The following is a 24,147-nucleotide window of genomic DNA, read 5'->3' as shown; positions in this document are numbered from 1 at the left end:
AGGGGAGGACGAATGTCCGTATCTGCACAAGCTCTGTCGCAAATCGCGACAGGCATCGCCAGCGGTGATGTGAAGGTCGTCGACCTGACGCAAACGCTTTCGGAAGACACGCCGACGCTGGTGTTGCCGCCGCCGTTCGGCCAGTGCGCGCCGTTCAGCCGCGAGGAAATATCCCGCTACGACGAGCGCGGCGTCGCCTGGTACTGGAGCAATTTCACCGTCGGCGAGCACACGGGCACCCACTTCGACGCGCCCGCCCACTGGATCACGGGCAAGGACCGGCCAGCCGGCACCGTGGACGTGGTGCCGGCATCGGACCTGATCGCGCCTGCCGTCGTCATCGACTGCTCAGCCGAGGCCGCCGCCGATCCCGACTTCCTGCTTGAACCTTCGCATATCGAGGCGTGGGAGGCTGTTCACGGCCGCATCCCGCCGCGCAGTTGGGTCCTGTTCCGCACGGACTGGTCCAAGCGCGATCCGGAGGCCTATGTGAACCGCCGCGAAGATGGCGCCCACACCCCCGGACCGTCGGTTGCGGCTGTTCGCCTGCTGGTCGAAGAGCGCGACGCCCTGGGCTTCGGCGTCGAAACCATCGGCACGGACGCTGGTCAGGCGCACCTGCTGGAGCCGCCCTACCCCGCCCACGCCCTGTTCCACGGCGCTGGCCGCTATGGTCTGCAATGTCTGCAGAACCTGGACGCCCTGCCGCCCACGGGCGCCGTGGTGATCGCGCCGCCGCTGAAGATCCGCGACGGATCGGGCAGCCCGCTGCGCGTTCTGGCTCTGGTCGCGGGCTGATCCAGGATGGCCGAGCGTTCGTTCAAGTCGGAAGTCCGCAAGCTTACCGCGGCGGAAGGCGACGTCTTTCACGGCGAGGGCATCCTCGCCGTGACCAAGGCGTTGCTGCAATCCGGGGTCGCCTATGTCGGCGGTTATCAGGGCTCGCCCATCAGCCACCTGATGGACGTCTTCGCCGATGCGAACGACCTGCTGGAAAGCCTGGACGTTCATTTCGAGGCCAGCGCCTCGGAAGCCACGGCGGCGGCCATGCTGGCCGCCTCCGTCAACTATCCGCTGCGCGGCGCCGTGGCCTGGAAGTCGGTCGTGGGCACGAACGTGGCCTCCGACGCCCTGTCCAATGTCGCCTCTGGCGGGGTGACGGGCGGCGCCATGATCATCGTCGGCGAGGACTATGGCGAAGGCTCCTCCATCATGCAGGAGCGCACCCACGCCTTCGCCATGAAGTCGCAGATGTGGCTGCTCGACCCGCGTCCCAACCTGACCAGCATCGTCGACATGGTCGAAAAGGGCTTCGAGCTTTCCGAAGCCTCGCACACGCCCGTCATGCTGGAGCTGCGCGTGCGCTCCTGCCACATGACGGGAAGCTTCGTCGCCCGCGACAATCGCCGCCCGCCCCTGACCGTGGCCCAGGCGGCCGCCGCGCCCGTGCGCGATGTAGAGCGGATCGTCCTGCCGCCCGCCAACTTCCTGCATGAGGTCGAGAAGGTCGAGAAGCGCTGGCCCGCAGGCATCGCCTTCGTGCGCGACAACAGGCTGAACGAGATCTTCGGCCCGAACGAGGGCGACATCGGCCTGATCGTTCAGGGCGGCCTCTACAACAACCTGAACCGGGCGATGGAGTTGCTGGGCCTGGCCGACGCCTTCGGCGACAGCGCCCTGCCGATCTACTGCCTCAACGTCACCTATCCGCTGATCCCCGAAGAGGTGACCGACTTCTGTCGCGGCAAGAAGACGGTCCTGATCATCGAGGAGGGTCAGCCCGAGTTCATCGAGCATGAGTTGAACACCCTGATCCGGCGCGCAGGCCTTGAGACCCGCATCGTCGGCAAGGGACCGCTGCCGCGCGCCGGCGAATACGCCGCCCACATCATCCAGAAGGGGCTGCAAAGCTTCCTGGAGGAGTGGAGCCCCGCCCATCTGCCGACGGCCGCGCCCGCCCCAAAGGCTGCGCCGCCCGCCGCCATGGCCAGCCTGGCCGCCGAGGTTCCCGCACGCCCCGCCGGCTTCTGCACCGGCTGCCCGGAACGCCCGATCTTCACCGCCATGAAGATGGTCGAGCGCGAACTGGGCCCGTCGCACGTGTCGGCGGACATCGGCTGCCACCTGTTCTCCATCCTGCCGCCCTTCAACATCGGCAATACGACGATGGGCTACGGCCTGGGCGCCGCCGGGGCTTCGGCCTTCAAGCCGAAGGACAAGCGTGCGATCGCCATCATGGGCGATGGAGGCTTCTGGCATAACGGCCTGACCTCAGGCGTCGGCAACGCCGTGTTCAACAAGAACGACACCGTCACCCTGGTCGTCGACAACGGCTATTCGGCCGCGACCGGCGGCCAGGACGTGCTGTCCTCGCGCGCCGACAACAGCGCGCGCAGCACCCGCAACCCGATCGAGAAGGCGGCGCGCGGCGTCGGCGTGGAATGGGTGCGCTCCATCGACCGCACCTACGACCTGAAACGCATGAAAGGCGCGCTGAAGGAGGCGCTGACCAGCCCTGAGAAGGGCCCGAAGGTCATCATCGCCCAGTCCGAATGCATGCTGAACAAGCAGCGCCGCGAGAAGCCCCTGCTGCGCAAGGCCGCCCAGGCGGGACGGCGCGTCTCTCAGGACCGCTTCGGCGTGGATCCCGACACTTGCACCGGCGACCACAGCTGCATCCGCCTGTCCGGCTGTCCGTCCCTGTCGATCAAGCCCAATCCCGATCCGTTGCGGCGCGATCCGGTGGCGCATGTCGACAACTCCTGTGTCGGCTGCGGACTGTGCGGCGAGGTCAGCCACGCCGCCATTTTGTGCCCCAGCTTCTATCGGGCGCGGGTGGTGACCAACCCTGGACGCTGGGAGCGCTTGGTCAACGGACTGCGCCAACGGATCATCACGACCCTCCAGCGCGGCGCCGAGCGCCGCCTGGCGGCACGAGCTTTCTAAGAACCATGACACAGCAAAGAGATCGTCTCTGCATCGCCATTCTGGCGCTCGGAGGACAGGGCGGCGGCGTGCTGGCCGACTGGATTCAGAGCGTCGCCCGCAGCCAGGGCCAACTGGCTCAGGGCACCTCCGTCCCCGGCGTGGCCCAGCGCACGGGGTCGACCGTCTACTATGTCGAACTGGCGCCCCTGCCGGCCGACAGTCGCGCGCCTGTCCTGGCGCAGATGCCGACGCCCGGCGACGTCGATGTCGTCATCGCCTCGGAGTTGATGGAGGTCGGTCGCGCGATGGTGCGCGGCTTCGTCAGCGCCGAACGCACGACGCTGATCGGCTCGACCCATCGCATCTACGCCATCTCCGAGAAGTCGGCGATGGGCGACGGACGCGCCGACAGCAGCAAGATTCTCGAGGCCGCCGCCAAGCGGGCGCGCCGCTTCGTCGGCTTCGACATGGACGCCGCCTCCGCCCGATCCGGCAGCGTCATCAGTTCGATCATGTTCGGCGCCCTGGCGGGCAGCGGCGCCCTGCCCTTCCCGCGCGAAGCCTTCGAAGACGCGATCCGCGCCAGCGGCGTCGCGGTCGACAGCAACCTGAAGGGCTTTGCCGAGGGGTTCGACGCCGCCCGCCAGCCCGTTGCGGCGCCCGAAGAACCTACAGCGCCGACGCCCGCGCCGACCACGCCCTTCGGCCAGGCGCTGGCGGCTAGGATTCGCGCCCGGCTGCCCACCGCCGTGCACAGGAACGCTCTGCTCGGGGTTCAGCGCCTGATGGACTATCAGGACCGGGCCTACGCCGCGCTCTATCTCGAGCGACTGGAGCGGATCGCGGCGCTGGACCAGCCCCCGCACGCCCTGACCACAGAGACGGCCGCCGCCCTGGCGCTCTGGATGGCCTACGACGACACCATCCGGGTGGCGGACCTGAAGACCCGCGCGTCCCGCGCCGCCCGCGTCAGGGGTGAAGTACGCGTCACGAACGACCAGCTCCTCAGCGTCACCGAGTTCATGCACCCGCGCCTGCGCGAGATCTGCGAGACCTTACCCGCCCCTATCGGGCGGCGCCTCCTGCACAGCGCCGCCGCCGAGAGCCTGCTGGGCCGCTTCTTCACAAAAGGCCGCCATGTGGAGACGACGCGGTTGCGCTGGTTCCTGATGCTGAGCCTGCTGGCCGCCCTGCGTCCATGGCGCCGCAGTTCCCTGCGCTACCAGGAGGAACAGCAGCGCATTGAGGAATGGCTCGCGCAAATTCAGGCCGTGACTCCGTCGCAACCAGACGTCGCACTCGAAATCGCGCGATGCCAGAACCTGATCAAGGGCTATGGCGAGACCTTTGATCGCGGCCTGTCGAGTTACGCCAAGATACTGGCCTTCGTGCGCTTGGGAGGAGCGAGTGCTGACGATATCGCCGCGCTTCGCAGGGCCGCCCTTGCTGACGAACAGGGAACAGCGCTGACGGCCGAACTCCATCGGCTCGGCGCAGCCGTCTGAGGTGCTGACAGAACGGCCCTCCCTCTCCGCTTTAGGCTGCGTGCGTCCCCATTTAAGATTGCCAAGAGAAAATTCTCGAAATTTATTCGTCAGATACCTTGGGAACTTAATATCTATGCAGAAGAAAAATCTGCGAGCAACGTTCAATCGGGAAGCAGGCCTCGCCGTTTGAATGATGCATTCAACTCAGCGGACAGCGCCTCACGGCCTTTTTCGTCCCAGTGCAGCGAAGCGGGTGTGTTTTGAAAAAGGCTGACCCGCCACCCATCGCCATCCTTGTTGGCTACCATGGTCTGACGGGCATTGGCCGTTGGGTTGATCTCTTCGGCGCCGGGCGGAACCATGCCGACATCGGCGAGAAGAATGCCGGCGCTCCCAATTCGTCGCGTCGTCCGAATGATGGCGACGAAGGCGGCGGTGGGATGATCAGCAAAGATAGGTGAAAGATGTTTCTGGATCGCCTCTCGGCTATCTGCAAGAGAGCCGTCGAAGCCGATCAATATCCCATCAATCGAGAAGCATTCAGCCATGCCATTTGCATCGCGGTCATTCCAGCCTTGCAGGAGTCGAAGATAAAGCGAGCGAAGTGCGGTTGAATTCGACAATCCAGCTTCTCCTGGCTTGTTGTGTTGTAAAGCGTAGACATAGCTCCCTCGCCCGCCGGACGTCGACCTGCCAGATGAGCCGCATAACAACCTTTCGCGGGCGCGATGCGACCATTGCGCCGGAAGCGACGTTATGGCTCCGTAGCCGTACAGCTTGGATCAGGCGTCGGCATGATGCTGAGGGGCCGAGGATGACGAAGACAGCGCTGCGCATGGGTTCGGAGACCCTCGCCGCTCGTCTCGCTGCGCCGGTCATGCTTTCCGTGTTGTTGGCGGCCTGCATGGCTGGCCCGAACTACCGCACCCCCACCAGCCTGGCGACGCCTGCGGCCTTCTCGCACGGCGAGCCTCCCGGCCAGCCCACCCCTGCCTGGTGGCGAATGTTCCGCGATCCCATGCTGGATCGCCTGGTCGACGAGGCGCGGGCCGCCAACCTGGATTTGCGTCAGGCGACGCTGCGGGTCGAGGAAGCCCGACACCGGGCGCGCATCGTCGGAGCCGCCACCGCGCCCACCATCTCGGCCGATGCACAGGGCGGCTACACCCGGCTTAGCAAGACCACCTCCATCGCCGCGCTTCTGGGCGAGTCAGGGACGCCGGGCTCCGAACCGATCGGCGCGCCGGGGACGGCGTTCGAGACCTACCAGACCGGTTTCGACGCCTCGTGGGAGCTGGACCTGTTCGGGGCCGGTCGACGGGCGCTGGAGGCGGCTGATGCTCGCACAGCATCGGCGGTCTGGACCCGGCGTGACGCCGAAATCATCCTGACGGCTGAAGTCGCGCGGGCCTATCTGGACTATCGCGCCCTGGATCAGCGCATCGCCGTGGCCGACGCGCTTCAAGAAGTGCGAGACGACGCCCTGCTTTTCCATCAAATCCGCCGACGCCATGGCCTGACGTCGACTCTGGATGAACGCACCGCCGAACGCGACAGAGCGTCCATCGCCGCCGCGCGTGAGGATCTCGTCGCCCAGCGCACCGCGCAGGCCCACGCCCTGGCGGTCCTTCTGGCCCGGCCGCCTATGGCGCTGATCAACGATCTGGCTGAGACCCAGGCCGCGCCGACCGCGCCCGCCGTCATTCCGGTCGGCCTGCCGTCGGATCTGTTGCGGCGACGGCCGGATGTCCGGGCGGCCGAACGAAACCTCGCCGCCGCCACCGCCGAGATCGGCGTGGCCGTGGCTGACCTGTATCCTTCGATCAGCCTGACCGGCGCGATCCATCTGGTCTCGGGCTCTCTCAGCACGCTGATCTCGTCCGACAGCCTGCAACCCACGGCGGGCGCCGCACTCATGCTCCCGCTGTTCGACGGCGGACGGCGGCGCGCGACGGTGGACCTGCGTCAGACCCAGGCGCAGGAAGCTCTTCTCGCCTATCAGGGCGCGGTGCTGATCGCGCTGAAGGACGTCGAGGACGCCTTGAGCCGGCTGGAGGCCGACCGCGTCCGAGAGGAGCAAATCAGAGCCGCCGAATCCGCCGCTCGCGACCAATGGACGACCCTTCAGGCTCAACAGAACGCAGGACTGGCGACCGCGCTGGACCTGCTGGCGGCGCGCGCCTCCTTCCTGGACGCCTCCGACGCACACATCCAGGCGCAGGGGGCGGTCGATCTGGACGTGGTGGCGCTTTTCAAGGCGCTCGGCGGCGGTTGGGACGAGCGTCGCATCGCCGATGCGGGAGGGCTCTAGATGGCCGACACTGCACAACGCCGTCGACGTATCGCACGCCGCCCTCTTGTCATCGGCCTGGTTGTTGGAGGCGCAGCCTGCACCCTGCTGGTCTGGAGCCTGTCCGATCGGCGGTCGTCAGACACCCCGATGTTTACCGGCTATGTCGTGAGCCAGAACCTCTACATGTCCGCCCCCGTGGCGGGCGTGGTGGACACCCTGGACGTCGTGCGCGGTCAGCGCGTCGAGGCCGGCGCCCCTCTTTTCCGCATCGACCCTACATCTCTGGGCGCGCGCGCCGATCAGGCGATCGCCCAGGTCAATCAGGGGCAGGCGCAACTGGAGGCCGACGTCGCCGCTCTGAACAAGGCTCGCGCCGATCTGGCTGCGGCTGACGTGGACGTGGACCGTACGGGCTCCGACCTAGCCCGCTTTCTCGCAGCGGAGCAAGAAAAGACGGGATCGGTCGCGGGCCAGCAACTCGACCAGGCTCGAACCGCTGCCGCCGGCGCCCAGCGGCGCAGAGACGCCGCCCGAACCGACGTGGACGCCGCCGCCGCCCGCATCGCCGCCAGCCGCGCCGCCATTCAGGGCAGCCAGGCGGGGGTGGTCGACGCCCGCCGCCAGCTCAGCCAGCTCTCGCCCGTCGCCCCGATCGCCGCGCGGGTCGAGGATGTCATGTATCAAGCCGGCGAATGGGCCGCCGCCAATGCGCCGATCATCAGCCTGGTCCCCGACGATCAGGTCAAGGTGCGCTTCTATGTGCCCCAGGCCATGGTGAGCGCCTATCCGCCGGGCGCAACGGTCGCCATCGCCTGCGACGGCTGCGCTTCGGGCATGACGGCGCGCGTCAACTACGTCGCCAGCCGCCCGGAATACACGCCCCCGATCATCTACAGCCTGGCTGCGCGCGACAAGCTGGTCTTCCTGGTGGAAGCTGCGCCCTCAGCCCCGCGCGCGCTGACGCCAGGCCAGCCGATCGACGTCACGCCCCTGAAAACTCCCCCCGCTCGCCGATGAGCCGGGTCATCGACGTCAGGGGTCTGAACAAGTCGTTCGGCGACAAACATGTGGTGCGCGACGTCTCCATCGCCGTGGACGAAGGGCGGATCACGGGCTTTCTCGGCCCGAACGGCTCAGGCAAGACGACCACGCTGCGCCTGCTGTGCGGCCTACTGACCCCTGACAGCGGCGAAGGCGAGGTCCTGGGGCTCAACTTCCGAACCGAGAGCAGTCGGATCAAGCGTCAGACCGGCTACATGACCCAGCGGTTCTCACTGTACGACGACATGACCATCAGCGAGAATCTGGTCTTCGTCGCCCGCGTCTATGGTCTTGATGATCGCGCCGACCGCGTGGATCGGGCGCTGAAGCGACTGGGCCTGGCCGAGCGTCGCGACCAGTTGGCGGGCGCCCTGTCCGGCGGCTGGAAACAGCGGCTGGCTCTCGCCGCCGCGACCCTGCACGATCCGAAGCTCCTGTTGCTGGACGAGCTGACGGCCGGCGTCGATCCCAAGGCCAGGCGCGAATTCTGGGATGAGATTCACGCCCTCGCCGCAGAGGGTCTGACCGTCCTCGTGTCGACCCACTACATGGATGAGGCCGAGCGTTGCCATGACATCGGCTACATCCTGCATGGCGAACTGATCGCGCGCGGGACGGGCGAAGAGATCATAGATCGCTCGAACCTGATCACCTTCAACGGCGAAGGTCCCGATATCGACCACCTGGCCCGCCGTCTGGCGACCCAGGCCGGCGTGGTCAGCGCCTCGGCCTTCGGCGCGGCGGTTCATGTCAGCGGCGTAGACCGCGCCGCGCTGGAGCAGGCCCTGGCTCCCTATCGTCAGGCCCCTTATCGCTGGACCGAGGTCAAGCCGTCCCTGGAGGACGTCTTCATCCAGCTGATGAGCCGCGAGACGGAAAGCGTCCAGGAAGGACATGACGCATGACCGGCGCCTTGCTGCGAATCTATGCGGTCCTGACCAAGGAATTCACCCAGCTCAGCCGGGACCGGATCACCTACGCCATGATCCTGCTGATGCCGCTCGTGCAGTTGCTGCTGTTCGGCTACGCCATCAACATGGACCCTCGGCATCTGCCGGCGGCTGTCTTCTCCAGCGACCACAGCGCGACCGCCAACGCCGTGGTCTCGGCGATGGAGCGCACCAGCTACGTCGATGTGCGCTACCTGCCCCGCTCGACCGATGAGATGGACGCCCTGCTGCGACGCGGCCAGGTCATGCTGGGCCTGACCATTCCCCCCGACTTCACCGAACGGGTGCTGAAAGGCGACCAGGCCCAGGTCCTGGTCGAAGTGGACGCCTCCGATCCTGTGTCGGCCGCCGGCGCATTGGGCGCCGTCGCCGCCCTGCCCGACAATGCGCTTGATCGGCAGTTGGTCGGCGCTGCGGCCAGGCCCTCGACCTCTCCACCGTTCGAGGTGGTGACGCACCGTCTCTATAATCCTGAGAACATCACCGCCTACAACATCGTGCCCGGCCTGCTGGGCGTCATCCTGTCCATGACGCTGGTGATGATGACCGCCATGGCCGTGACCCGAGAACGCGAGCGCGGCACCATGGAGGCGCTGCTTTCCACCCCGGCCACGCCGATAGAGATCATGGTCGGCAAGCTGACGCCCTATGTCCTGGTCGGCATCGTCCAGACCGCCGTCATCCTGGTCGTCGCTCGCGTTCTGTTCAGCGTGCCTATGGCGCAGACTGCGGCGGGCTGGATCGCCCTGACCTTCGGGGTCAGCCTGTTCATCCTGGGCAATCTGGCGCTCGGCTATCTGATCTCGACCCTGGCCAAGAGCCAGCTGCAGGCCATGCAGATGTCCTTTTTCTACATGATGCCGTCGATCTTCCTGTCGGGTTTCGCCTTCCCCTTCTACGGCCTGCCTGTCTGGGCCCAGTACATCGGCAATGTCCTGCCGATCACGCATTTCCTGAGGATCGTGCGCGGCGCCCTCCTCAAGCAGCAGACCCTGTCGGACATGGGACCGAACCTGTTGGCGTTGGGACTGTTTGTCCTGATCATCTCGACCTTGGCGCTGTGGCGCTCGCGCACAACGCTGGATTAGGTCGGAATCTCCTCGGTCATTCCTTGATGATCGTCACCGGGCTCTTGATAGATCAACCCGTCGGCGACCCGCCTGACGCCGGGCGTCGGCCTGGCGGCGGTCGTTTGGCCGGGCCCCATGATGTGGAAGACCTCGGCCCCGTCGGCGAGCAGATAGTCAGCGATGATCCGACGGTGACATCGCCACCAGAGCGCTTCCGAACACATGACGGCGCAGGTTCGTCGTCGACCCAGCTCGAGCAGTTCGGCTAGGCCGAGCCGGAACGCAGCCGTCAAGGCGTAGTCGGCGTAGTTCCGAAAACTCCGGTTGCGCCACAGGGTGTTCGGCGACGCAGACCATTGATGTTCACGCCCGCGCAGGCCGCCCAGCGCCGCGAGGTGACGATAGCCGATCCCCCACGGTTCCAACGCCTGCGGCAGGACGTCGATATTGAACTGCGGATTGGCGCGCGAGCGCGGCATCTTGCGGACATCGACGACGATTTCAGCTTCGGCGTCGCGAAGCAGCTCCGCCATTTCCTCGATGGAACGCGTGGAATGGCCGATCGTGAAAAACGGTCGCCGGAAATCCTCGGCCATCCCCAGCGTCAGTCGCTCAGGCGCGTCAGGACCGCGCCGCGATGAAGGGCGATGTGATCTGTCTTGCTGCTCTTGATCTCATACTGAGGTTCGGACGGACGGGCGTGGTGGATGTGGCCCTTGTAGTCGACATCCTGAGTGTGGACCCGAATGATCGTGCCGCTGACGCGACCGGCTTCCGAGTTCCAGCTCACTCGGTCCCCGACCCGGAATTGTTCGGCTCCCCTATCGCCCATCCTCGGTCTCCTGCCCTTGCCTCATGGCGATCCCCTCGGCCTGTCGGCCAACGGCAGGCCGCATCCAAAGGTTCCCACGGCTCTCATCCGATCGGCCGGGAACGGTGCAACCTCGCCTTCCCTCGCGAGTTTCGATCGGGGGCGTCCGCATCGCAATCAGGCGAGACAGGATGTCATGACCGCCGCCGAAGAGATGCTGAAGCCGAACACGGCTTCAATCGATCAGCTCTGCATCGACACCATACGCACCTTGTCGATGGACGCCGTGCAGAAGGCGGAATCCGGACATCCCGGCACGCCGATGGCCCTGGCGCCGGTCATCTACACCTTGTGGCAGCGCGTCCTGCGTTACGATCCCACGGACCCGCTCTGGCTGAACCGCGACCGCTTCGTGCTGTCCAACGGTCACGCCTCGATGCTTCTCTATTCGATCCTGCATCTGACCGGAGTCCGACAGTGCGGCCCGGATCACGAACGCCTCGACACCCCGTCCGTCTCGCTCGACGACATCAAGGCCTTTCGGCAACTGGACAGCCGATGTCCCGGCCATCCCGAATACGGCCATACGACTGGAGTGGAGACGACCACTGGACCGCTGGGTCAGGGCTGCGGAACCAGCGTGGGCATGGCCATCGCCGAACGCTGGCTGTCCACGCATTTCAACCGACCCGGCTTCACCATCTTCGACCATGACGTCTATGTGCTGTGCAGCGACGGCGACCTGATGGAGGGCGTCAGCAGCGAGGCGGCCTCGATCGCCGGTCATCTGATGCTGGGCAACCTCTGCTGGATCTATGACTGCAACACCATCACCATCGAGGGTCACACGGACCTGACGTTCACGGAGGACGTGGCGGCGCGCTTCCTGGCCTATGGCTGGAACGTGCTCCACGTCGGCGACGCCAATGACGTCGAGCGCATGGCCGAGGCCTTGCAAGCCTTTCGCGAGCACGACAGCACGCCGACCCTGATTATCGTCAACAGTCATATCGGCTATGGCGCGCCGCATAAGCAGGACACCAGCGCGGCGCACGGCGAGCCCCTGGGCGAGGAAGAAGTCCGCCTGGCCAAGCGTCGCTACGGTTGGCCCGAAGACGCGCATTTTCTGATTCCCGACGGCGTGCGCGCCCATTTCGACGCAGGCGTCGGCCGGCGCGGACGAGCGGCGCGAACGGCATGGCGGGAAAGTTATGACGCCTATCGCGTCCAGCATCCCGATCTGGCGGCGCAGTTGGACCAGATGGCCAGGGGCGAGGCTCCGAGAGGCTGGGACGCCGACCTCCCCATCTTCCCCGCCGACGCCAAGGGCCTGGCCAGTCGAGCGTCGTCGGCCAAGGCGCTCAACGCTGTCGCCGCGCGCTATCCCTGGCTCGTAGGCGGCTCGGCGGACCTGTCGCCCTCGACCAAGACCAATCTGACATTCGAGGCGGCGGGCGACTTCGAGGTCAGCGCCTATGCTGGCCGCAACCTGCATTTCGGAATTCGCGAGCACGCCATGGGAGCCGTGCTCAGCGGCATGGCCCTGTCCGGACTTCGCGCCTACGGCTCCAGCTTCCTGATCTTCTCCGACTACATGAAGCCGTCGATCCGCCTGGCCGCCCTGATGCGGCTGCCGGTGATCTACATCTATACCCACGACTCCATCGGCCTGGGCGAAGACGGGCCGACCCACCAGTCCATTGAGCAACTGGTCGGCCTGCGCGCCATCCCGAACCTGATCGTGCTTCGTCCCGCCGACGCCAATGAAGTCGTGGAAGCCTGGCGCGTCATCGGGAACCTCAAGGATCAGCCCGTCTGTCTGGTGCTCAGCCGCCAGGCCCTGCCTACGTTCGATCGCACCCTCTACGCCTCCGCCCAGGGGCTGGCGCGCGGCGCCTATGTCATGGCGGACGCTCGGGTCGACGATCCGGAAGTGATCCTGATCGGTGCCGGCAGCGAGGTCGCCGTCTGCGTGGCGGCGTTCAAGAGGCTGACGCAACAGGGCGTCGCCGCTCGGGTCGTCAGCATGCCGTCCTGGGAACTGTTCGAGCAACAGGACCTGGCCTATCGCGACAGCGTCCTGCCGCCCGGCGTCATGGCGCGCGTTTCGGTCGAGGCCGGCGCGGTGATCGGTTGGGACCGCTATGTCGGGTCCGCCGGCGCCCGGATCGGCATGAGAAGTTTCGGCGCCTCGGCGCCGGCCGACGATCTGATGGCCCGGTTCGGCTTTACGGCGGACGCCGTGTTTGAAGCCGCCAAGGCTCTGTTGATCACAGCAAAGGGACAGGGCGTATGACACCGCTCCGACAGCTCGAAGCCTGCGGTCAGGCGATCTGGCTCGACTATCTGAAGCGCAGTCTGATCCAGGACGGCGGCTTGAAGGCCCTGATCGACGACGACGGCCTGAAGGGCGTCACCTCCAACCCCTCGATTTTCGAGAAAGCCATCGCGGGGACCGACGAGTACGCCGAGGCGATCAGCGCCTTCCTGGCCAAGGGCGACCACAGCGTTTCGGAGATCTACGAACACCTGGCCATCACCGACATTCAGGCGGCGGCGGCGGTCCTGCGTCCGGTCTTCGACAGGACGGAGGGGCGAGACGGCTACATCAGCCTGGAATGCTCGCCCTATCTGGCGGATGACACCCAGGCCACCATCGTCGAAGCCATGCGTCTGCATCAGGCGATCGACCGACCCAATGTCATGATCAAGGTGCCGGCGACCCCGGCGGGCATCCCGGCGATCCGCGAACTGACCGGGCGCGGGTTGAACATCAACATCACCCTGCTGTTCTCCCTGGCGGTCTATGAACAGGTAGTCGAAGCCTACCTCTCCGGCCTCGAACAATGGCGACAGGCGGGCGGCGACCTGTCGCGCATCGCCAGCGTGGCCAGCTTCTTCCTCAGCCGGATCGACACCGAGGTCGACAAGCGACTGGACGCGCTGGAGGACAAGGCTCTGGCGGACGGGCTGCGCGGCCGAGCGGCCATCGCCAGCGCCACCCTGGCCTACAATCGCTACCAGGCCCTGTTCTCCAGTCCTCGCTGGCAGACTCTGGCCGCCGCCGGCGCGCGGACCCAGCGCCTGCTATGGGCGTCCACCAGCACCAAGAACCCGGCCTACAAGGACACCCTTTATGCCGAGGCGGTGATCGGTCGCGACACCGTCGACACCCTGCCCCCGGCGATCCTGGACGCCTTCCGCGATCACGGGGTCGTCGTCCCCGACGCCATCGAGCGCGGCGTGGACGAGGCCCGCGCCCTGCTCATCACCCTGGAGCAGCACGGCGTGTCGATGCAGGCCGTCACCGACGCACTGGTGGTCGACGGTGTTCGCCAGTTCACCGACGCCTTTGACAAGCTGTTCGCCGCCCTCGCCCGCCAGCGCGACGCCCATCTCGCAAATCCGCGCCGCTCGTAGAGAAGGAAGGCCGTCATGCAGATCGCCATGGTCGGACTGGGCCGCATGGGCGGCGCCATGACCCGTCGCCTGATGGCCGCAGGTCACGATTGCGTCGTCTACGCCCTGGACGCCAAGGCGCGCGACATCCTGGCGAGCGAGGGCGCCACGGCCGCCGTCTCTCTAGCGGATCTGGTCGAGAAGCTGCAGAAGCCCCGCGCGGTCTGGCTGATGCTGCCCGCCGGTCAGGCCACTGAGGACACCGTTCAGCAATTGCGCGACCTGCTCGCGCCCGGCGACGCTATCATCGACGGCGGCAACAGCTTCTACAAGGACGACATTCGCCGGGCCAAGGCACTGGCCGACAAGGGCGTGGCCTATGTCGATTGCGGCACTTCGGGCGGGATCTGGGGCCTGGATCGCGGCTACAGCATGATGATCGGCGGCCCGCCGGAAGCCGTCGCCCGTCTCGATCCGATCTTCGCCGCCCTGGCCCCGGGTTTCTGCCACATCCCCCGCACGCCAGGGCGCGACGGCCAGCCCTCGACGGCCGAGCGCGGCTATATCCATGCGGGCCCGACGGGCGCCGGACACTTCGTCAAGATGGTGCACAACGGCATCGAGTACGGCCTGATGCAGGCCTATGCCGAAGGCTTCAACATCCTGCGCAACAAGAACTCCGAGGACCTTCCCGAAGACGAGCGCTACACCTTGAACCTGGCGGAGATCGCCGAGGTGTGGCGGCGGGGCAGCGTCATCGCCTCCTGGTTGCTCGACCTGGGGGCAGCGGCCCTGGTCAAGGACGGCCAGCTCAGCGACTATTCGGGATACGTCCAGGATTCCGGCGAGGGTCGCTGGACCGTGGAGGCGGCCATTGAGGAAGCCGTCCCGGTGGACGTGCTGTCCACCGCCCTCTATGCGCGCTTCCGTTCACGCAAGGATCATACCTTTGCCGAGCGCATGCTGTCCGCCATGCGCTTCGGCTTTGGAGGGCACATCGAAGGCGCCGAGGCGATCGACCCCATGCCGCCGTCGCCTCGACCATGAAGAACCGCCCGGGCATACGCCTGTTGCTGGCGGATGTGGACGGCACCCTGGTCACACGCGAAAAAGTTCTGACCGAGGCTGCGATGCAGGCGTCGCGAGACTTGGCCGCTGCGGGGATCGCCCTGGCGTTGACCAGCGCCCGGCCGCCGCGCGGTATGCGGATGCTGATCCGGCCCTTGGCCTTGCAGGGCGTTCTGGTCGGCTTCAATGGCGGGCTTTACGTGCAGCCTGATCTGTCCGTGATCCGGCGTCATGCGATCGACGCCGAGACGGCCAGGGCGACCGTGAACCTGCTGCGTGATCAGGGGCTGGACGTCTGGCTCTACACGGAAAAAGACTGGCTGGTCCGCAACCCTCATGGATCGCATGTGGTGCGCGAGGCCTGGATCCTGCAGTTTGACGCCAAGGTCGTGAGGGACTTCAGCGACGATGATCTGAGCCAGACGCTGAAGATCGTCGGCGTCTCCGACGACCTGCCTCTGGTCGCCCGCTGCGAGACGGCGGTTCGCCATAAGCTTGGCGATCGGGTCAGCGCGGCCCGTTCGGAACCGCACTTCCTCGACGTGACTCATCCTCAGGCCAACAAGGGCGCCGTCGTGCTCGCCCTGGCCCGACGACTGAACATCGCGCCCGAGCAGGTCGCCGCCATCGGCGACATGCCCACGGATGTGATGATGTTCAGCAAGAGCGGCCTGTCCATCGCCATGGGCAACGCCAGCGAGGCGGTCAAGGCAAAGGCCGACGTGGTGACCGACAGCAATGAGAACGACGGGTTCGCCCATGCGGTCAGGCGGTTCGTCCTGCCCGCCGCCCCCACGCCCCCACGATCATGACGCCGTGCGCCGCCCCGCACGCTGAAGACTGGGCTTGGCGCTTCGCGTCAGGTTCTGCGCTGTATTCAACAGGCCGACGTGTGAGAAGGCCTGCGGGAAATTGCCGACCAGCCGCCCGGCCCCCGTATCATACTCCTCGGACAACAGGCCGACATCGTTGCACAGCCCGAGCAGGCGCTCGAACAGACGCCTCGCGTCGTCAATCCGGCCGAGCATGACGTAGGCGTCGGCCAGCCAGAAGCTGCAAGGGAGAAAGGCCCCTTCGCCAGGCGGCAGGCCGTCGTGCACGCGGAAGCTGTCATAGCGCCTGACGAAACCCTCGGGCGTCAGCAATTCTCGCTCGACGGCGGCGACCGTGGCGGCGAAGCGCGGATCATCATGGGCTACGAAGCCCAGATCGCCGATCAGCAACAGGCTGGCGTCAGGGCTGGGATCGTCATAGGCGCGTTTGAACGCCCCGGTCGCGGCGTCTAAGCCGTTCTGAAGCACCGATGTCTTGATGGTCTGACGCAGAGCGCGCCATTCGTCGACCGGCCCGTCGAGCCCATGATCCTCCACCGCCCTGACGGCCCGATCCATCACGACCCAGGCCATGATCTTGGAGAAGGTGAAGTCATGAGGCCCGGAGCGCACCTCCCATATGCCTTCGTCCGGCTGATCCCAGACCTTGACGACGTGAGCGACGACTGCGCGCTCCAACGCCCAACTGCTGTCCTCGACCAGGCCCCAGCGTCGCGCCTGATGAAAGGCGTCCATCAGCTCGCCGTAGACGTCGAGCTGGAACTGCTGGTGCGCCGCATTGCCGATCCGAACCGGCGCGGCGGCCTCATACCCCGGCAGCCAGTCGGCGCCCCATTCCATCAACCGCCTCTCTCCGGCGAGGCCGTACATGATCTGCATCTCGTCGGGCGCGCCGGCCACAGCGCGCTGAAGCCATCGGACCCAGGCTCGGGCTTCCGTGAAATGCTCGGCGTTCATCAGCGCCAGCAAGGTCAGGGTGGCGTCACGAATCCAGCAATAGCGATAGTCCCAGTTTCGCGTCCCGCCCAAGGCCTCCGGCAGGGAGGTCGTCGGGGCCGCGACCAATCCGCCGGTCGGAGCATAGGTCAGGGCCTTGAGCGTCAGCAGCGAGCGTTGGATAGGCTGTGCATAGGGGCCTTTGACCTTGCCGCGCGCCGCCCAGCGCGACCAGAAGCTTCGCGTGGCCTGCAGGGCGGCCTCGGGATCAACGGCCCTGGGGACCGGCCGATGGGACGGGCCGTAGGTCAGGACGAAAGGCATGGTTTCGCCCGCGCTGATGGTGAAGCGCGCCACTGTCGACAGGCCTTCGCCGCGGATCGGCGCCGGCGTGCGCAGGATGACCATGTCCGGACCGGCGACCGCCTTCAGGGCTCCGTCATCGCCTCGGGTCACCCAGGGCAGCGTCGCTGCCGTATCCGAAGCGAACGATCAACTCCATGTCCATCTCGACGAACCCGGTCTTGCCCACGACCGTGCGGATCAGGTTCGAATCGCGTCCGCGTAACGACATGAAATCGACGAGAGCGATCGTCCCCGTCTCGGTCTCGAACGTCGTTTCCAGGATCAGGGTGTCGGGCTCGTAGCGGCGCGTGACCCGCGCCGTCGGGTCGGTCGGCGCGATCTTCCATCGACCGTGGCGGGGCTCGCCCAACAGCGCGGCGAAACAGGCCCCGGAATCGAAGCGCGGCCAGCACAGCCAATCCACAGAGCCGGTTCTTGAGACCAAGGCCCCGGTCTCGCAGTCTCCGATCAGCGCGTAATCTTCAATCCGCGCCGACACGGCCCATCCCCAAGATCGCCATCTTCAGCCTCTCAACTCCTCGCCGATCCGCAAACTCTCCAGATCACGGCCGAGCGTCGCGGCGGCGAGCAGACGGTCGCCGGCTTCGAAACGGACGGTGGCGTCAGCGTCCTCGATTGAGCCGTCGAGGCGAATGGCGTCCCAGGCTTGCGCGTGGCCGACGTAGCGGATCGCCTGATCGTAGTGCTGGCTCCAGAAGAAGGGAGCGTCGATGAACTCCGTCGGCTCGCCCAGCATGTTCAGGGCGGCGACCTGCCCCTGACGCTCGGCCACGACCCAGTGTTCGATGCGCCAGGCCTCGCCGGCGACTCGCCCGGGATAGCGCGCGATGTCCCCGGCGGCGTAAACGCCGGGATGGCTGGCGCGCATCATCCGATCGACGATCACCCCGCCGTCGACCGCCAGCCCGGCGTCGATCGCCAGTTGCAGCCGAGGCCGCACGCCGACCCCCAGCACCACGAAATCCGCATCCAGACGCGTCCCGTCGGCCAGGGTCACCCTGTCGCCGTCAAAGGCCACGGCCGTGGCGTCCAGGTGAAAACGCACGCCCTGTTGTTCATGCAGGTTCCGCACGAAGGCGCCGAGCGCCTGCCCCATGACGCGTTCCAGCGGCGTCGTTTCCGGAGCGACGACATGCACCTCCAGCCCCCGCGCTCGCAACGATGCGGCGGCCTCCAGTCCGATGAAGCTTGCCCCGACGATCACGACGCGATGAGCATGATGCGCCGCCGCGATGATGGCCCGAGCGTCAGCCAGCGAGCGCAGGACGTAAACATTGTTCCGCTCGAAGTCCGGCCCTTTCAGTCGGATCGGTTCCGCTCCCGTCGCCAACAGCAGGGCGTCATAGCCGATGCGTTCGCCGCTGGACCCCACCGCCTCCTGCGCCGGAAGGTCCAACCGAGCCACTTCGAAACCAAGGCGCAGGTCGATGGCGTGCTCGGCATAGAATTCCGGCGGTTTCAGCGGAATCCAGTCTTCGGGCGCTGTTCCCGCCAGATAATCCTTCGACAGATTGGGCCGGTCGCATGGCGGCGCATCGTCCGCGCTCAGAAGAGCGAGGTTTCCCTGATAGCCGCGCCGCCGCAGCATCTCCGCCGCTGCAAACCCCGCCGCGCCTCCGCCGATAATCACGATGCGCCGTGGATGCGCCGGCTGCGCGGGCGTCGTCGGCAGCAGCGACGCCTTTTCTCGCGCGCGCACGAACACCAGGTCGCCTTCGATTTCGACGCGCAGGTGTCCAGCGGACTCATGGCGGGCGCGGCCAGCGCCTCGCCGCTACGCAGGTCGAAACAGGCATGATGCCAGGGACAGCGCACCGTATCGCCGACCGCCAGGCCTTCGCTCAAGGGGCCGCCGTAATGGGTGCAGGTCGCGCTTACGGCCCAGAAACCATCGGTCCGCCGCGCCAGCAGAACGGGCTCGCCGCCGACATGTCCCGCCAGAAACCCGTCCAGCGGCGCCTGCGCGATCGCTACGCCTCGGCTGAAGTCCGGCCCTGCAGCCTCCTCGGTCCGTGCCCCGCTCATGCCCGTCCTCCTGGTCGTCGGCAGTCATCCCCAGACATTGGATGCGCGACCAGGCGGAAAGTTCCAGCGCTTGCTGGCGTTGCGGTTTCAAACGGCTTTCAACCCGTCAGTCGTTCAGGCTGGACGAGACTATATCAGCGACGTCCTGACGAAAAAGCCGCCGCGCCTCTTCATCCCGATAGAACATATGACCGCCGTTGTAACAACGATACGTCATCGCCGCCGCCAGGGGCTCCGGCAATCGAAGCTTCAGCGCCTCGTCACGGGCGCAACTCGTCAGGGAATCATAGCGACCCGAAGCGACCAGCACTCTCAGGTCGGGTTCCTGCGCCACGGCTTCTTCCGTGCCCGGCAAAGGCGGTCCGATACGCGGTGGGCCTCCGCCCTTCTGAACCGCCTCGCGGATGGCTGTCTCAACCTGCTCCGGCGTGGCGTCGATGGTAGCGTAATTCCAACGGGAGCCCACGCTCTGAGGATAGCGATCAAACGGCGCGTAACCGGCCTCCGCCGCCTGGAGGCCAAGGTAGGGCAGATCCGTCCGATACCCCAGGTCATGCCGCAGATAACGGTCGATAGCCTTGCGGAAGTCGGAGCGCGGCTCTTCGATCAGGCGCATGTCAAAGATGTTCAGCGTCCGACCTGCATCCGCCAGCAGGCCGCGCAGATGCTGGCGCGGCGTGAAGCTGAGCGTCGCAAGGTCGATGGAATCGAGCGGCACGCCGGTGAAACGCGCTAGGTCGGCCGCCACGGCGGCCCGTTCGGCGGCGATCATGTCCTGGCTCTGCAAGGCGGGCAGATAGGTTTGCTCGATCCAGGCGCGGGCGCGCGCCCTCACGGTCTCGACGTCGGCGCCCAAGGCGGGATCGAGGCGGCCGTGATACAGGGCGACAGGGGCCAGATCGATGGGACGCAGCGCAGTCGCCATGGGCCTGGGCAGATATTCGGTCGTCAGGCCGTCGCCGCCGGAGATCAGGACCAGTCCCTTCACCGGGACGCCTTGCCGGATCAGCCTGTAGCCGACGCTGGCGGCGCGCCCAGCGCCCCAGCTTTCCCCCGCCAGGATGACCGGCCGCTCTTCCGCAGCGTGCTGCAGAAGCCACGCGCGGACGAACTCCGTGACCGAAGCGACGTCGCCCACCGTGCCGTAGAATTCTCCGGCCGCCTCGGCGCTGACCGGTCGGCTGAAACCCGTGCCGATGGGATCGACGAAGACGAGGTCCGCATCCTCCAGCCAGGTCTCGGGGTTCTCGACCAGGCGATCGCCCTCCCCCCGCCTCGGCCCGGCGACTTCGAAATGCAGGATGGTCGAGTTCGACCCGGGACCCCCGTTCCAGACGAAAATCACCGGACGAGGCGCGACGCCCTCGACCAGATAGGCGATGTAGCCCATGTAGCCGCGCGCCTGAGCGGTTTCGACATCACGGATGGCGATGCGCCCCACCTCTGCGACATAGTCCAGGTTTCGCCCGCCGACCTGCACGCTGTGGCGCGTCTCGACAGGATGCTCCGGGACGGCTCGCGTTTCGGAGAGGCTCGCGACATCAGCACGAGCGGCGCTGTAGGCGCTCCCCATGGCTGCCAGCATCGCCATGCCCGCCGCCAGACCCAGACGCACCGTCCGCCGCCTCATGCCAACCTCCCAGTCGTGGAATGAAATCTTAGCGTCATGCCGTCGGCAGGGTTATGCGAACACGCTGCGTCGGTGGACGCGCCTCGCTCCGTTCTCTCTTGCAGGCATGGTTCTGCGCATAGATCACTCAGTGTGTTGAACAGGATCGCAATCACTCGAACCAACCTGCGCGTACCATGCATAGAAGCTGCTTCGCCCGCCTCTGGCGCGCATGTCATTTGCAATCTCCCCGCCAGCCTCGATGCTTTTGCAAAGAACGTCCGGCGCCCGCCCGGGCACAATGACCTGGTGATCTGCCTGGGAGGGCTAGGATGTTCAGGGGCCTATACAGGAACGCCGCAGGCGCGGTGATCGGCGGCCTCGCCGCGAGCCTTTGTCTGGCGGCCATGCCCGCCTCGACGGCGATCCCGGAGGCGCCGGCGGCGCATGACGGCATGACCGCCCTCGCGCCCTTCGTCACCCGCCATCAGACGCAAATCCGGGGTCAGCATATCGCCTATACGGCGACCGCCGGCGAGACCCTGTTGCGCAATGGTCGAGGTCAGCCGACCGCCGCCCTATTCAGCTTCGCCTATGTGAAGGATGACGCGCCCGTCGATCGCCCCGTCATCTTCGTCTTCAACGGCGGCCCCGGCTCGTCCTCGCTATGGTTGCACATGGGCGTGGTCGGCCCGCGCCGGGTGCAACTGGATCGCGAGGTCAACCCCAGCAATGTTCCGCCCTTCGGCGTCGTCGACAACCCGGACAGCCTGCTGGACGTGGCGGACCTGGTCTTCATCGACCCCATCGGCACCGGCTTCAGCCGCATCGTCGGCGTCGGCGAGCCTGAGGATTTCTACGGCGTCGACCAGGACGCCGAGAGCGTCGCTCAGTTCATCGAGCTGTGGCTCAGCGCTAACGGCCGTTGGAACGCGCCCAAATACCTGATGGGCGAAAGCTACGGCAGCGCCCGCGCCGCCCTTTTGCCCCGCGCTCTGATGGGCGGGCCGACCACCTATTCCGGGGTCATGCGCGGCATCACGGTCAACGGGATCATCCTGCTGGGGTCCAGCCTCAACGGCCAGGGCGCAGGCCCCGGCCCCGCGCGTGCGGCGGCGCTGAACCTTCCGGCCATGGCGGCCACGGCCTGGAGCCACGGGCGGATCGAACGCGGCGGGCGAAGCCTGGCCGATTTCGACGCCGAGGTCTCGGCCTTCGCCACCGGCGACTATCTGAACGCCGTCGAGAAGGCCGCCACCGGCGCGCTGAGCCAAGCGGAACGCGCCGCCGTCGTCGCTCGATTGATCCGCTATACCGGCGTGCCGGCCGAGGCCTGGCCCGAGACTCTGGTGCTGTCGACGCGCGCCTTCTCCCAACTGCTGCTGGCGGACCAAGGGCTGGCGGTGGGGCTCTATGACGGACGCTACACCCTGCCGCTGGCGGGCGACGGCGGCGAACCCGTGGCCGATGACCCCGCCATGGGCCGCTATGTGCCGGGATTTGTCTCCGCCTTTCATCAGATGCTAGCGAAGGACCTGAAAGTGCGCATGGATCGCCCCTACGGCGCCATCGTCTGGCGCAACCTGCTGTTCGGCTGGAATTGGAAGCGGACGGGCGTGCCCGAGGGCCAGTCCTTCGCCGCCGATCTGGCCACGGCCATGCGCCGGAACGGCGACCTGCGCGTCCTGGTCGCCAGCGGCTATTTCGATCTGGTCACGACCCCCGCCGCCGCCAAGGACGCTCTAAGACAGGCAGGCGTGCCCGCCGACAGGACGACCATTCGCGACTATGAGTCCGGGCACATGCTCTATCTGGGCGATACGGCCGCCGCCTTCTCGGACGATGTGCGCACCCTGATCGCGGCAGACGCGCGCTGAAGCGCGGCCTTTTCAGGCTCAGCCAGGCTCGATCACGCCGACGCATTCCCCGAAGCCGATGGAGACAAAGCCTTCGCGCACGGCCCGACCGCGCAGATGAAGGGCGTCGCCGTCCTCCAGGAAGGTGCGGCTTTCGCCGTTAGGCAGGACGATCGGTTGTTTGCCGCCGCGCGTCAGCTCCAGAAGACTGCCCATCCCCGTATCGTCAGGGGTCGAGATGGTGCCCGAGCCCAGAAGATCGCCGGGGTTCAGGCCGCAGCCGTTCGAGGCGTGATGCGTCACCAGTTGGGCCATGGTCCAGTAGAGATTGGTCGCGGGACCGACGCCCAGGCGATGGGGAGCCACGCCCGCCTTTCGCATGGCCTCGGTCTGGATCAACGTCTCCAACTCCAGCGCGAAGGTCCCGTGCGCCTGATCCGCCTCGTCCCACAGATAGGGCAAGGGCGCCGGATCGCCTTCGGGCCGAGCCGGCTGTGCGATGCGGAACGGCTCTAGCGCCTCGGCGGTGACGATCCAGGGCGACACCGTGGTCAGGAAGCTCTTGGCCAGGAAGGGCCCCAGCGGCTGATACTCCCACGCCTGAAGATCGCGCGCAGACCAGTCGTTCAGCAGAGACAGGCCGGCGATCCGGGATCCCGCGTCGGCGATCGACAACGGCTCTCCCAGCCGATTGCGCTGAGCGATCCAGACGCCGAGTTCAAGCTCCAGATCCAGCCGTCGCGTCGGTCCGAAGGTCGGCGCCGACGCATCCGGCGCCCGCGTCTGACCTGACGGGCGGCGCACGGTCCGGCCCGACGGCACGACGGTAGACGCCCGGCCGTGATAGCCGATGGGCACATGCTTGTAGTTCGGCAGCAACGGGTCGTCCGGCCGGAACAGACGTCCGACGTTCATGGCGTGGTGAACACCCGCGTAGAAATCGGTGTAGTCGCCGATTGCCGCGGGCAGATGCATGATCGCATCGAAGGCCTCGGCCAGATGAACTTCTACCTTGCTGCGGCGAGCCGTATCCGACAACAGGGCGGAGGCCGCGCGGCGCACGGCGCGGCGCGGCTCCGGCGCCAGAGCCAGAAGCGGATTCAGCGCGGGGCCGGAGGCCGCCTCGGCTGCGGTGTGCGCCTCGCCATCGAACAAACCCGAACGCGCCGCCGAGGCCAGGTCCAGAATCCGGTCGCCGATAGCCATGCCGCCGCGAGGCGCCTCGCCCGGACGGCTGAACACGCCTAGCGGCAGATTCTGGATCGGGAAGTCGGCGTGGCTGTTCGCGCTATCGACCCAGCTGACGCGCGCCGGATCGTGGGTTTCGTCGATCCCCCTCACGCCGTGCGGCCTTTCTGGAAGCCGGTCCAGCAGTCGTCATAGTCGAGCTGCATCAGCGGCGTCTGCTCGGCCCATAGCGTGGTGCGGATGGGCATGCGCGTCTCGAACATGAAGGCCAGGGTGTTCTCGATCTT

At 66.6% G+C, this 24,147-nt stretch carries 22 protein-coding genes; 12 read left to right on the top strand and 10 right to left on the bottom strand.

Features of this window, described 5'->3' with window-relative positions; genetic code table 11:
- Positions 1 to 12: 12 nt before the first annotated feature.
- The 3 genes from ACWIDZ_RS00110 to ACWIDZ_RS00100 are packed head-to-tail and all read left to right on the top strand — an operon-like array spanning position 13 to position 4,433.
- Positions 13 to 798, top strand: coding sequence for a cyclase family protein (locus ACWIDZ_RS00110; RefSeq protein WP_312218380.1), 786 nt, complete (start codon positions 13 to 15; stop codon positions 796 to 798).
- Between the two features lie 6 nt (positions 799 to 804).
- Positions 805 to 2,946, top strand: coding sequence for a thiamine pyrophosphate-dependent enzyme (locus ACWIDZ_RS00105; RefSeq protein WP_453988694.1), 2,142 nt, complete (start codon positions 805 to 807; stop codon positions 2,944 to 2,946).
- A 5-nt stretch (positions 2,947 to 2,951) separates the two neighbouring features.
- Entirely contained in the window at positions 2,952 to 4,433 is a 1,482-nt protein-coding gene (locus ACWIDZ_RS00100; protein WP_453988695.1) for an indolepyruvate oxidoreductase subunit beta family protein, read from the top strand.
- 143 nt (positions 4,434 to 4,576) lie between these two features.
- Here ACWIDZ_RS00100 and ACWIDZ_RS00095 read toward each other — a convergent pair whose 3' ends face one another.
- Positions 4,577 to 5,038, bottom strand: a complete 462-nt coding sequence (locus ACWIDZ_RS00095) for an SgcJ/EcaC family oxidoreductase (RefSeq protein ID WP_453988696.1) — start codon at positions 5,036 to 5,038, stop codon at positions 4,577 to 4,579.
- A 191-nt stretch (positions 5,039 to 5,229) separates the two neighbouring features.
- Here ACWIDZ_RS00095 and ACWIDZ_RS00090 point away from each other — a divergent pair, with 191 nt between their 5' ends.
- Genes ACWIDZ_RS00090 through ACWIDZ_RS00075 form a run of 4 tightly spaced genes read left to right on the top strand, consistent with a single transcriptional unit; the run spans position 5,230 to position 9,787 of the window.
- Complete coding sequence (locus ACWIDZ_RS00090; protein WP_453988697.1) at positions 5,230 to 6,726, top strand: efflux transporter outer membrane subunit; 1,497 nt, start codon at positions 5,230 to 5,232, stop codon at positions 6,724 to 6,726.
- Positions 6,727 to 7,725, top strand: coding sequence for an HlyD family secretion protein (locus tag ACWIDZ_RS00085; protein WP_453988698.1), 999 nt, complete (start codon positions 6,727 to 6,729; stop codon positions 7,723 to 7,725).
- Positions 7,722 to 8,654: an ABC transporter ATP-binding protein gene (locus tag ACWIDZ_RS00080; RefSeq protein WP_453988699.1), complete on the top strand. Its 933-nt coding sequence runs from the start codon at positions 7,722 to 7,724 to the stop codon at positions 8,652 to 8,654. Before ACWIDZ_RS00085 ends, ACWIDZ_RS00080 begins: the two co-directional genes overlap by 4 nt.
- Entirely contained in the window at positions 8,651 to 9,787 is a 1,137-nt protein-coding gene (locus ACWIDZ_RS00075; RefSeq protein WP_453988700.1) for an ABC transporter permease, read from the top strand. Before ACWIDZ_RS00080 ends, ACWIDZ_RS00075 begins: the two co-directional genes overlap by 4 nt.
- Here ACWIDZ_RS00075 and ACWIDZ_RS00070 read toward each other — a convergent pair.
- Both ACWIDZ_RS00070 and ACWIDZ_RS00065 read right to left on the bottom strand, forming a co-directional pair.
- Positions 9,784 to 10,365, bottom strand: a complete 582-nt coding sequence (locus ACWIDZ_RS00070; protein ID WP_453988702.1) for a DUF488 domain-containing protein — start codon at positions 10,363 to 10,365, stop codon at positions 9,784 to 9,786. The genes ACWIDZ_RS00075 and ACWIDZ_RS00070 overlap by 4 nt on opposite strands.
- An 8-nt stretch (positions 10,366 to 10,373) precedes the next feature.
- Positions 10,374 to 10,601 carry a hypervirulence associated TUDOR domain-containing protein gene (locus ACWIDZ_RS00065; protein ID WP_346486995.1) on the bottom strand — a complete coding sequence of 76 codons (228 nt, stop codon included), beginning with the start codon at positions 10,599 to 10,601 and terminating at the stop codon, positions 10,374 to 10,376.
- A gap of 175 nt (positions 10,602 to 10,776) precedes the next feature.
- Between ACWIDZ_RS00065 and tkt the strand changes: the two genes are divergently transcribed.
- Genes tkt through ACWIDZ_RS00045 form a run of 4 tightly spaced genes read left to right on the top strand, consistent with a single transcriptional unit; the run spans position 10,777 to position 15,859 of the window.
- Complete coding sequence (gene tkt / locus ACWIDZ_RS00060; RefSeq protein ID WP_453988703.1) at positions 10,777 to 12,876, top strand: transketolase; 2,100 nt, start codon at positions 10,777 to 10,779, stop codon at positions 12,874 to 12,876.
- Positions 12,873 to 14,000, top strand: coding sequence for a transaldolase (gene tal, locus ACWIDZ_RS00055; protein ID WP_453988704.1), 1,128 nt, complete (start codon positions 12,873 to 12,875; stop codon positions 13,998 to 14,000). The genes tkt and tal overlap by 4 nt, the downstream gene beginning before the upstream one ends.
- A gap of 15 nt (positions 14,001 to 14,015) precedes the next feature.
- Positions 14,016 to 15,026 (top strand): phosphogluconate dehydrogenase (NAD(+)-dependent, decarboxylating), encoded by a 1,011-nt coding sequence (gnd, locus tag ACWIDZ_RS00050; protein ID WP_453988705.1) that lies wholly within the window; start codon positions 14,016 to 14,018, stop codon positions 15,024 to 15,026.
- Positions 15,023 to 15,859, top strand: a complete 837-nt coding sequence (locus ACWIDZ_RS00045; RefSeq protein ID WP_453988706.1) for a Cof-type HAD-IIB family hydrolase — start codon at positions 15,023 to 15,025, stop codon at positions 15,857 to 15,859. The genes gnd and ACWIDZ_RS00045 overlap by 4 nt, the downstream gene beginning before the upstream one ends.
- Here the strand turns inward: ACWIDZ_RS00045 and ACWIDZ_RS00040 are convergent.
- The 5 genes from ACWIDZ_RS00040 to ACWIDZ_RS00020 form a co-directional block, all read right to left on the bottom strand.
- Entirely contained in the window at positions 15,854 to 17,272 is a 1,419-nt protein-coding gene (locus tag ACWIDZ_RS00040) for a glycoside hydrolase family 15 protein (RefSeq protein WP_453988707.1), read from the bottom strand. The two genes, ACWIDZ_RS00045 and ACWIDZ_RS00040, sit on opposite strands and share 6 nt — an antisense overlap.
- On the bottom strand, positions 17,256 to 17,660 hold the full coding sequence (locus tag ACWIDZ_RS00035) for a trehalase-like domain-containing protein (RefSeq protein WP_453988708.1): 405 nt from the start codon (positions 17,658 to 17,660) through the stop codon (positions 17,256 to 17,258). Before ACWIDZ_RS00035 ends, ACWIDZ_RS00040 begins: the two co-directional genes overlap by 17 nt.
- 24 nt (positions 17,661 to 17,684) lie before the next feature.
- Positions 17,685 to 18,812 carry an NAD(P)/FAD-dependent oxidoreductase gene (locus ACWIDZ_RS00030; protein WP_453988709.1) on the bottom strand — a complete coding sequence of 376 codons (1,128 nt, stop codon included), beginning with the start codon at positions 18,810 to 18,812 and terminating at the stop codon, positions 17,685 to 17,687.
- On the bottom strand, positions 18,809 to 19,207 hold the full coding sequence (locus tag ACWIDZ_RS00025; protein ID WP_453988710.1) for a Rieske 2Fe-2S domain-containing protein: 399 nt from the start codon (positions 19,205 to 19,207) through the stop codon (positions 18,809 to 18,811). The genes ACWIDZ_RS00030 and ACWIDZ_RS00025 overlap by 4 nt, the downstream gene beginning before the upstream one ends.
- A gap of 106 nt (positions 19,208 to 19,313) precedes the next feature.
- Positions 19,314 to 20,837: a S10 family serine carboxypeptidase-like protein gene (locus tag ACWIDZ_RS00020; RefSeq protein ID WP_453988711.1), complete on the bottom strand. Its 1,524-nt coding sequence runs from the start codon at positions 20,835 to 20,837 to the stop codon at positions 19,314 to 19,316.
- 311 nt (positions 20,838 to 21,148) lie between these two features.
- On the opposite strand from ACWIDZ_RS00020, the gene ACWIDZ_RS00015 reads away from it, so the two are divergent.
- Positions 21,149 to 22,693: a S10 family peptidase gene (locus ACWIDZ_RS00015; protein WP_453988712.1), complete on the top strand. Its 1,545-nt coding sequence runs from the start codon at positions 21,149 to 21,151 to the stop codon at positions 22,691 to 22,693.
- Between the two features lie 18 nt (positions 22,694 to 22,711).
- Here ACWIDZ_RS00015 and fahA read toward each other — a convergent pair whose 3' ends face one another.
- Both fahA and ACWIDZ_RS00005 read right to left on the bottom strand, forming a co-directional pair.
- Positions 22,712 to 24,013 carry a fumarylacetoacetase gene (gene fahA, locus ACWIDZ_RS00010; protein ID WP_453988713.1) on the bottom strand — a complete coding sequence of 434 codons (1,302 nt, stop codon included), beginning with the start codon at positions 24,011 to 24,013 and terminating at the stop codon, positions 22,712 to 22,714.
- Positions 24,010 to 24,144: a homogentisate 1,2-dioxygenase domain-containing protein gene (locus ACWIDZ_RS00005; protein ID WP_453988731.1), complete on the bottom strand. Its 135-nt coding sequence runs from the start codon at positions 24,142 to 24,144 to the stop codon at positions 24,010 to 24,012. The genes fahA and ACWIDZ_RS00005 overlap by 4 nt, the downstream gene beginning before the upstream one ends.
- Positions 24,145 to 24,147 lie beyond the last annotated feature (3 nt).

This window comes from Brevundimonas sp. NPDC055311 (genome assembly GCF_053645695.1).
This window is presented reverse-complemented; position numbering and strand designations above follow the sequence as displayed.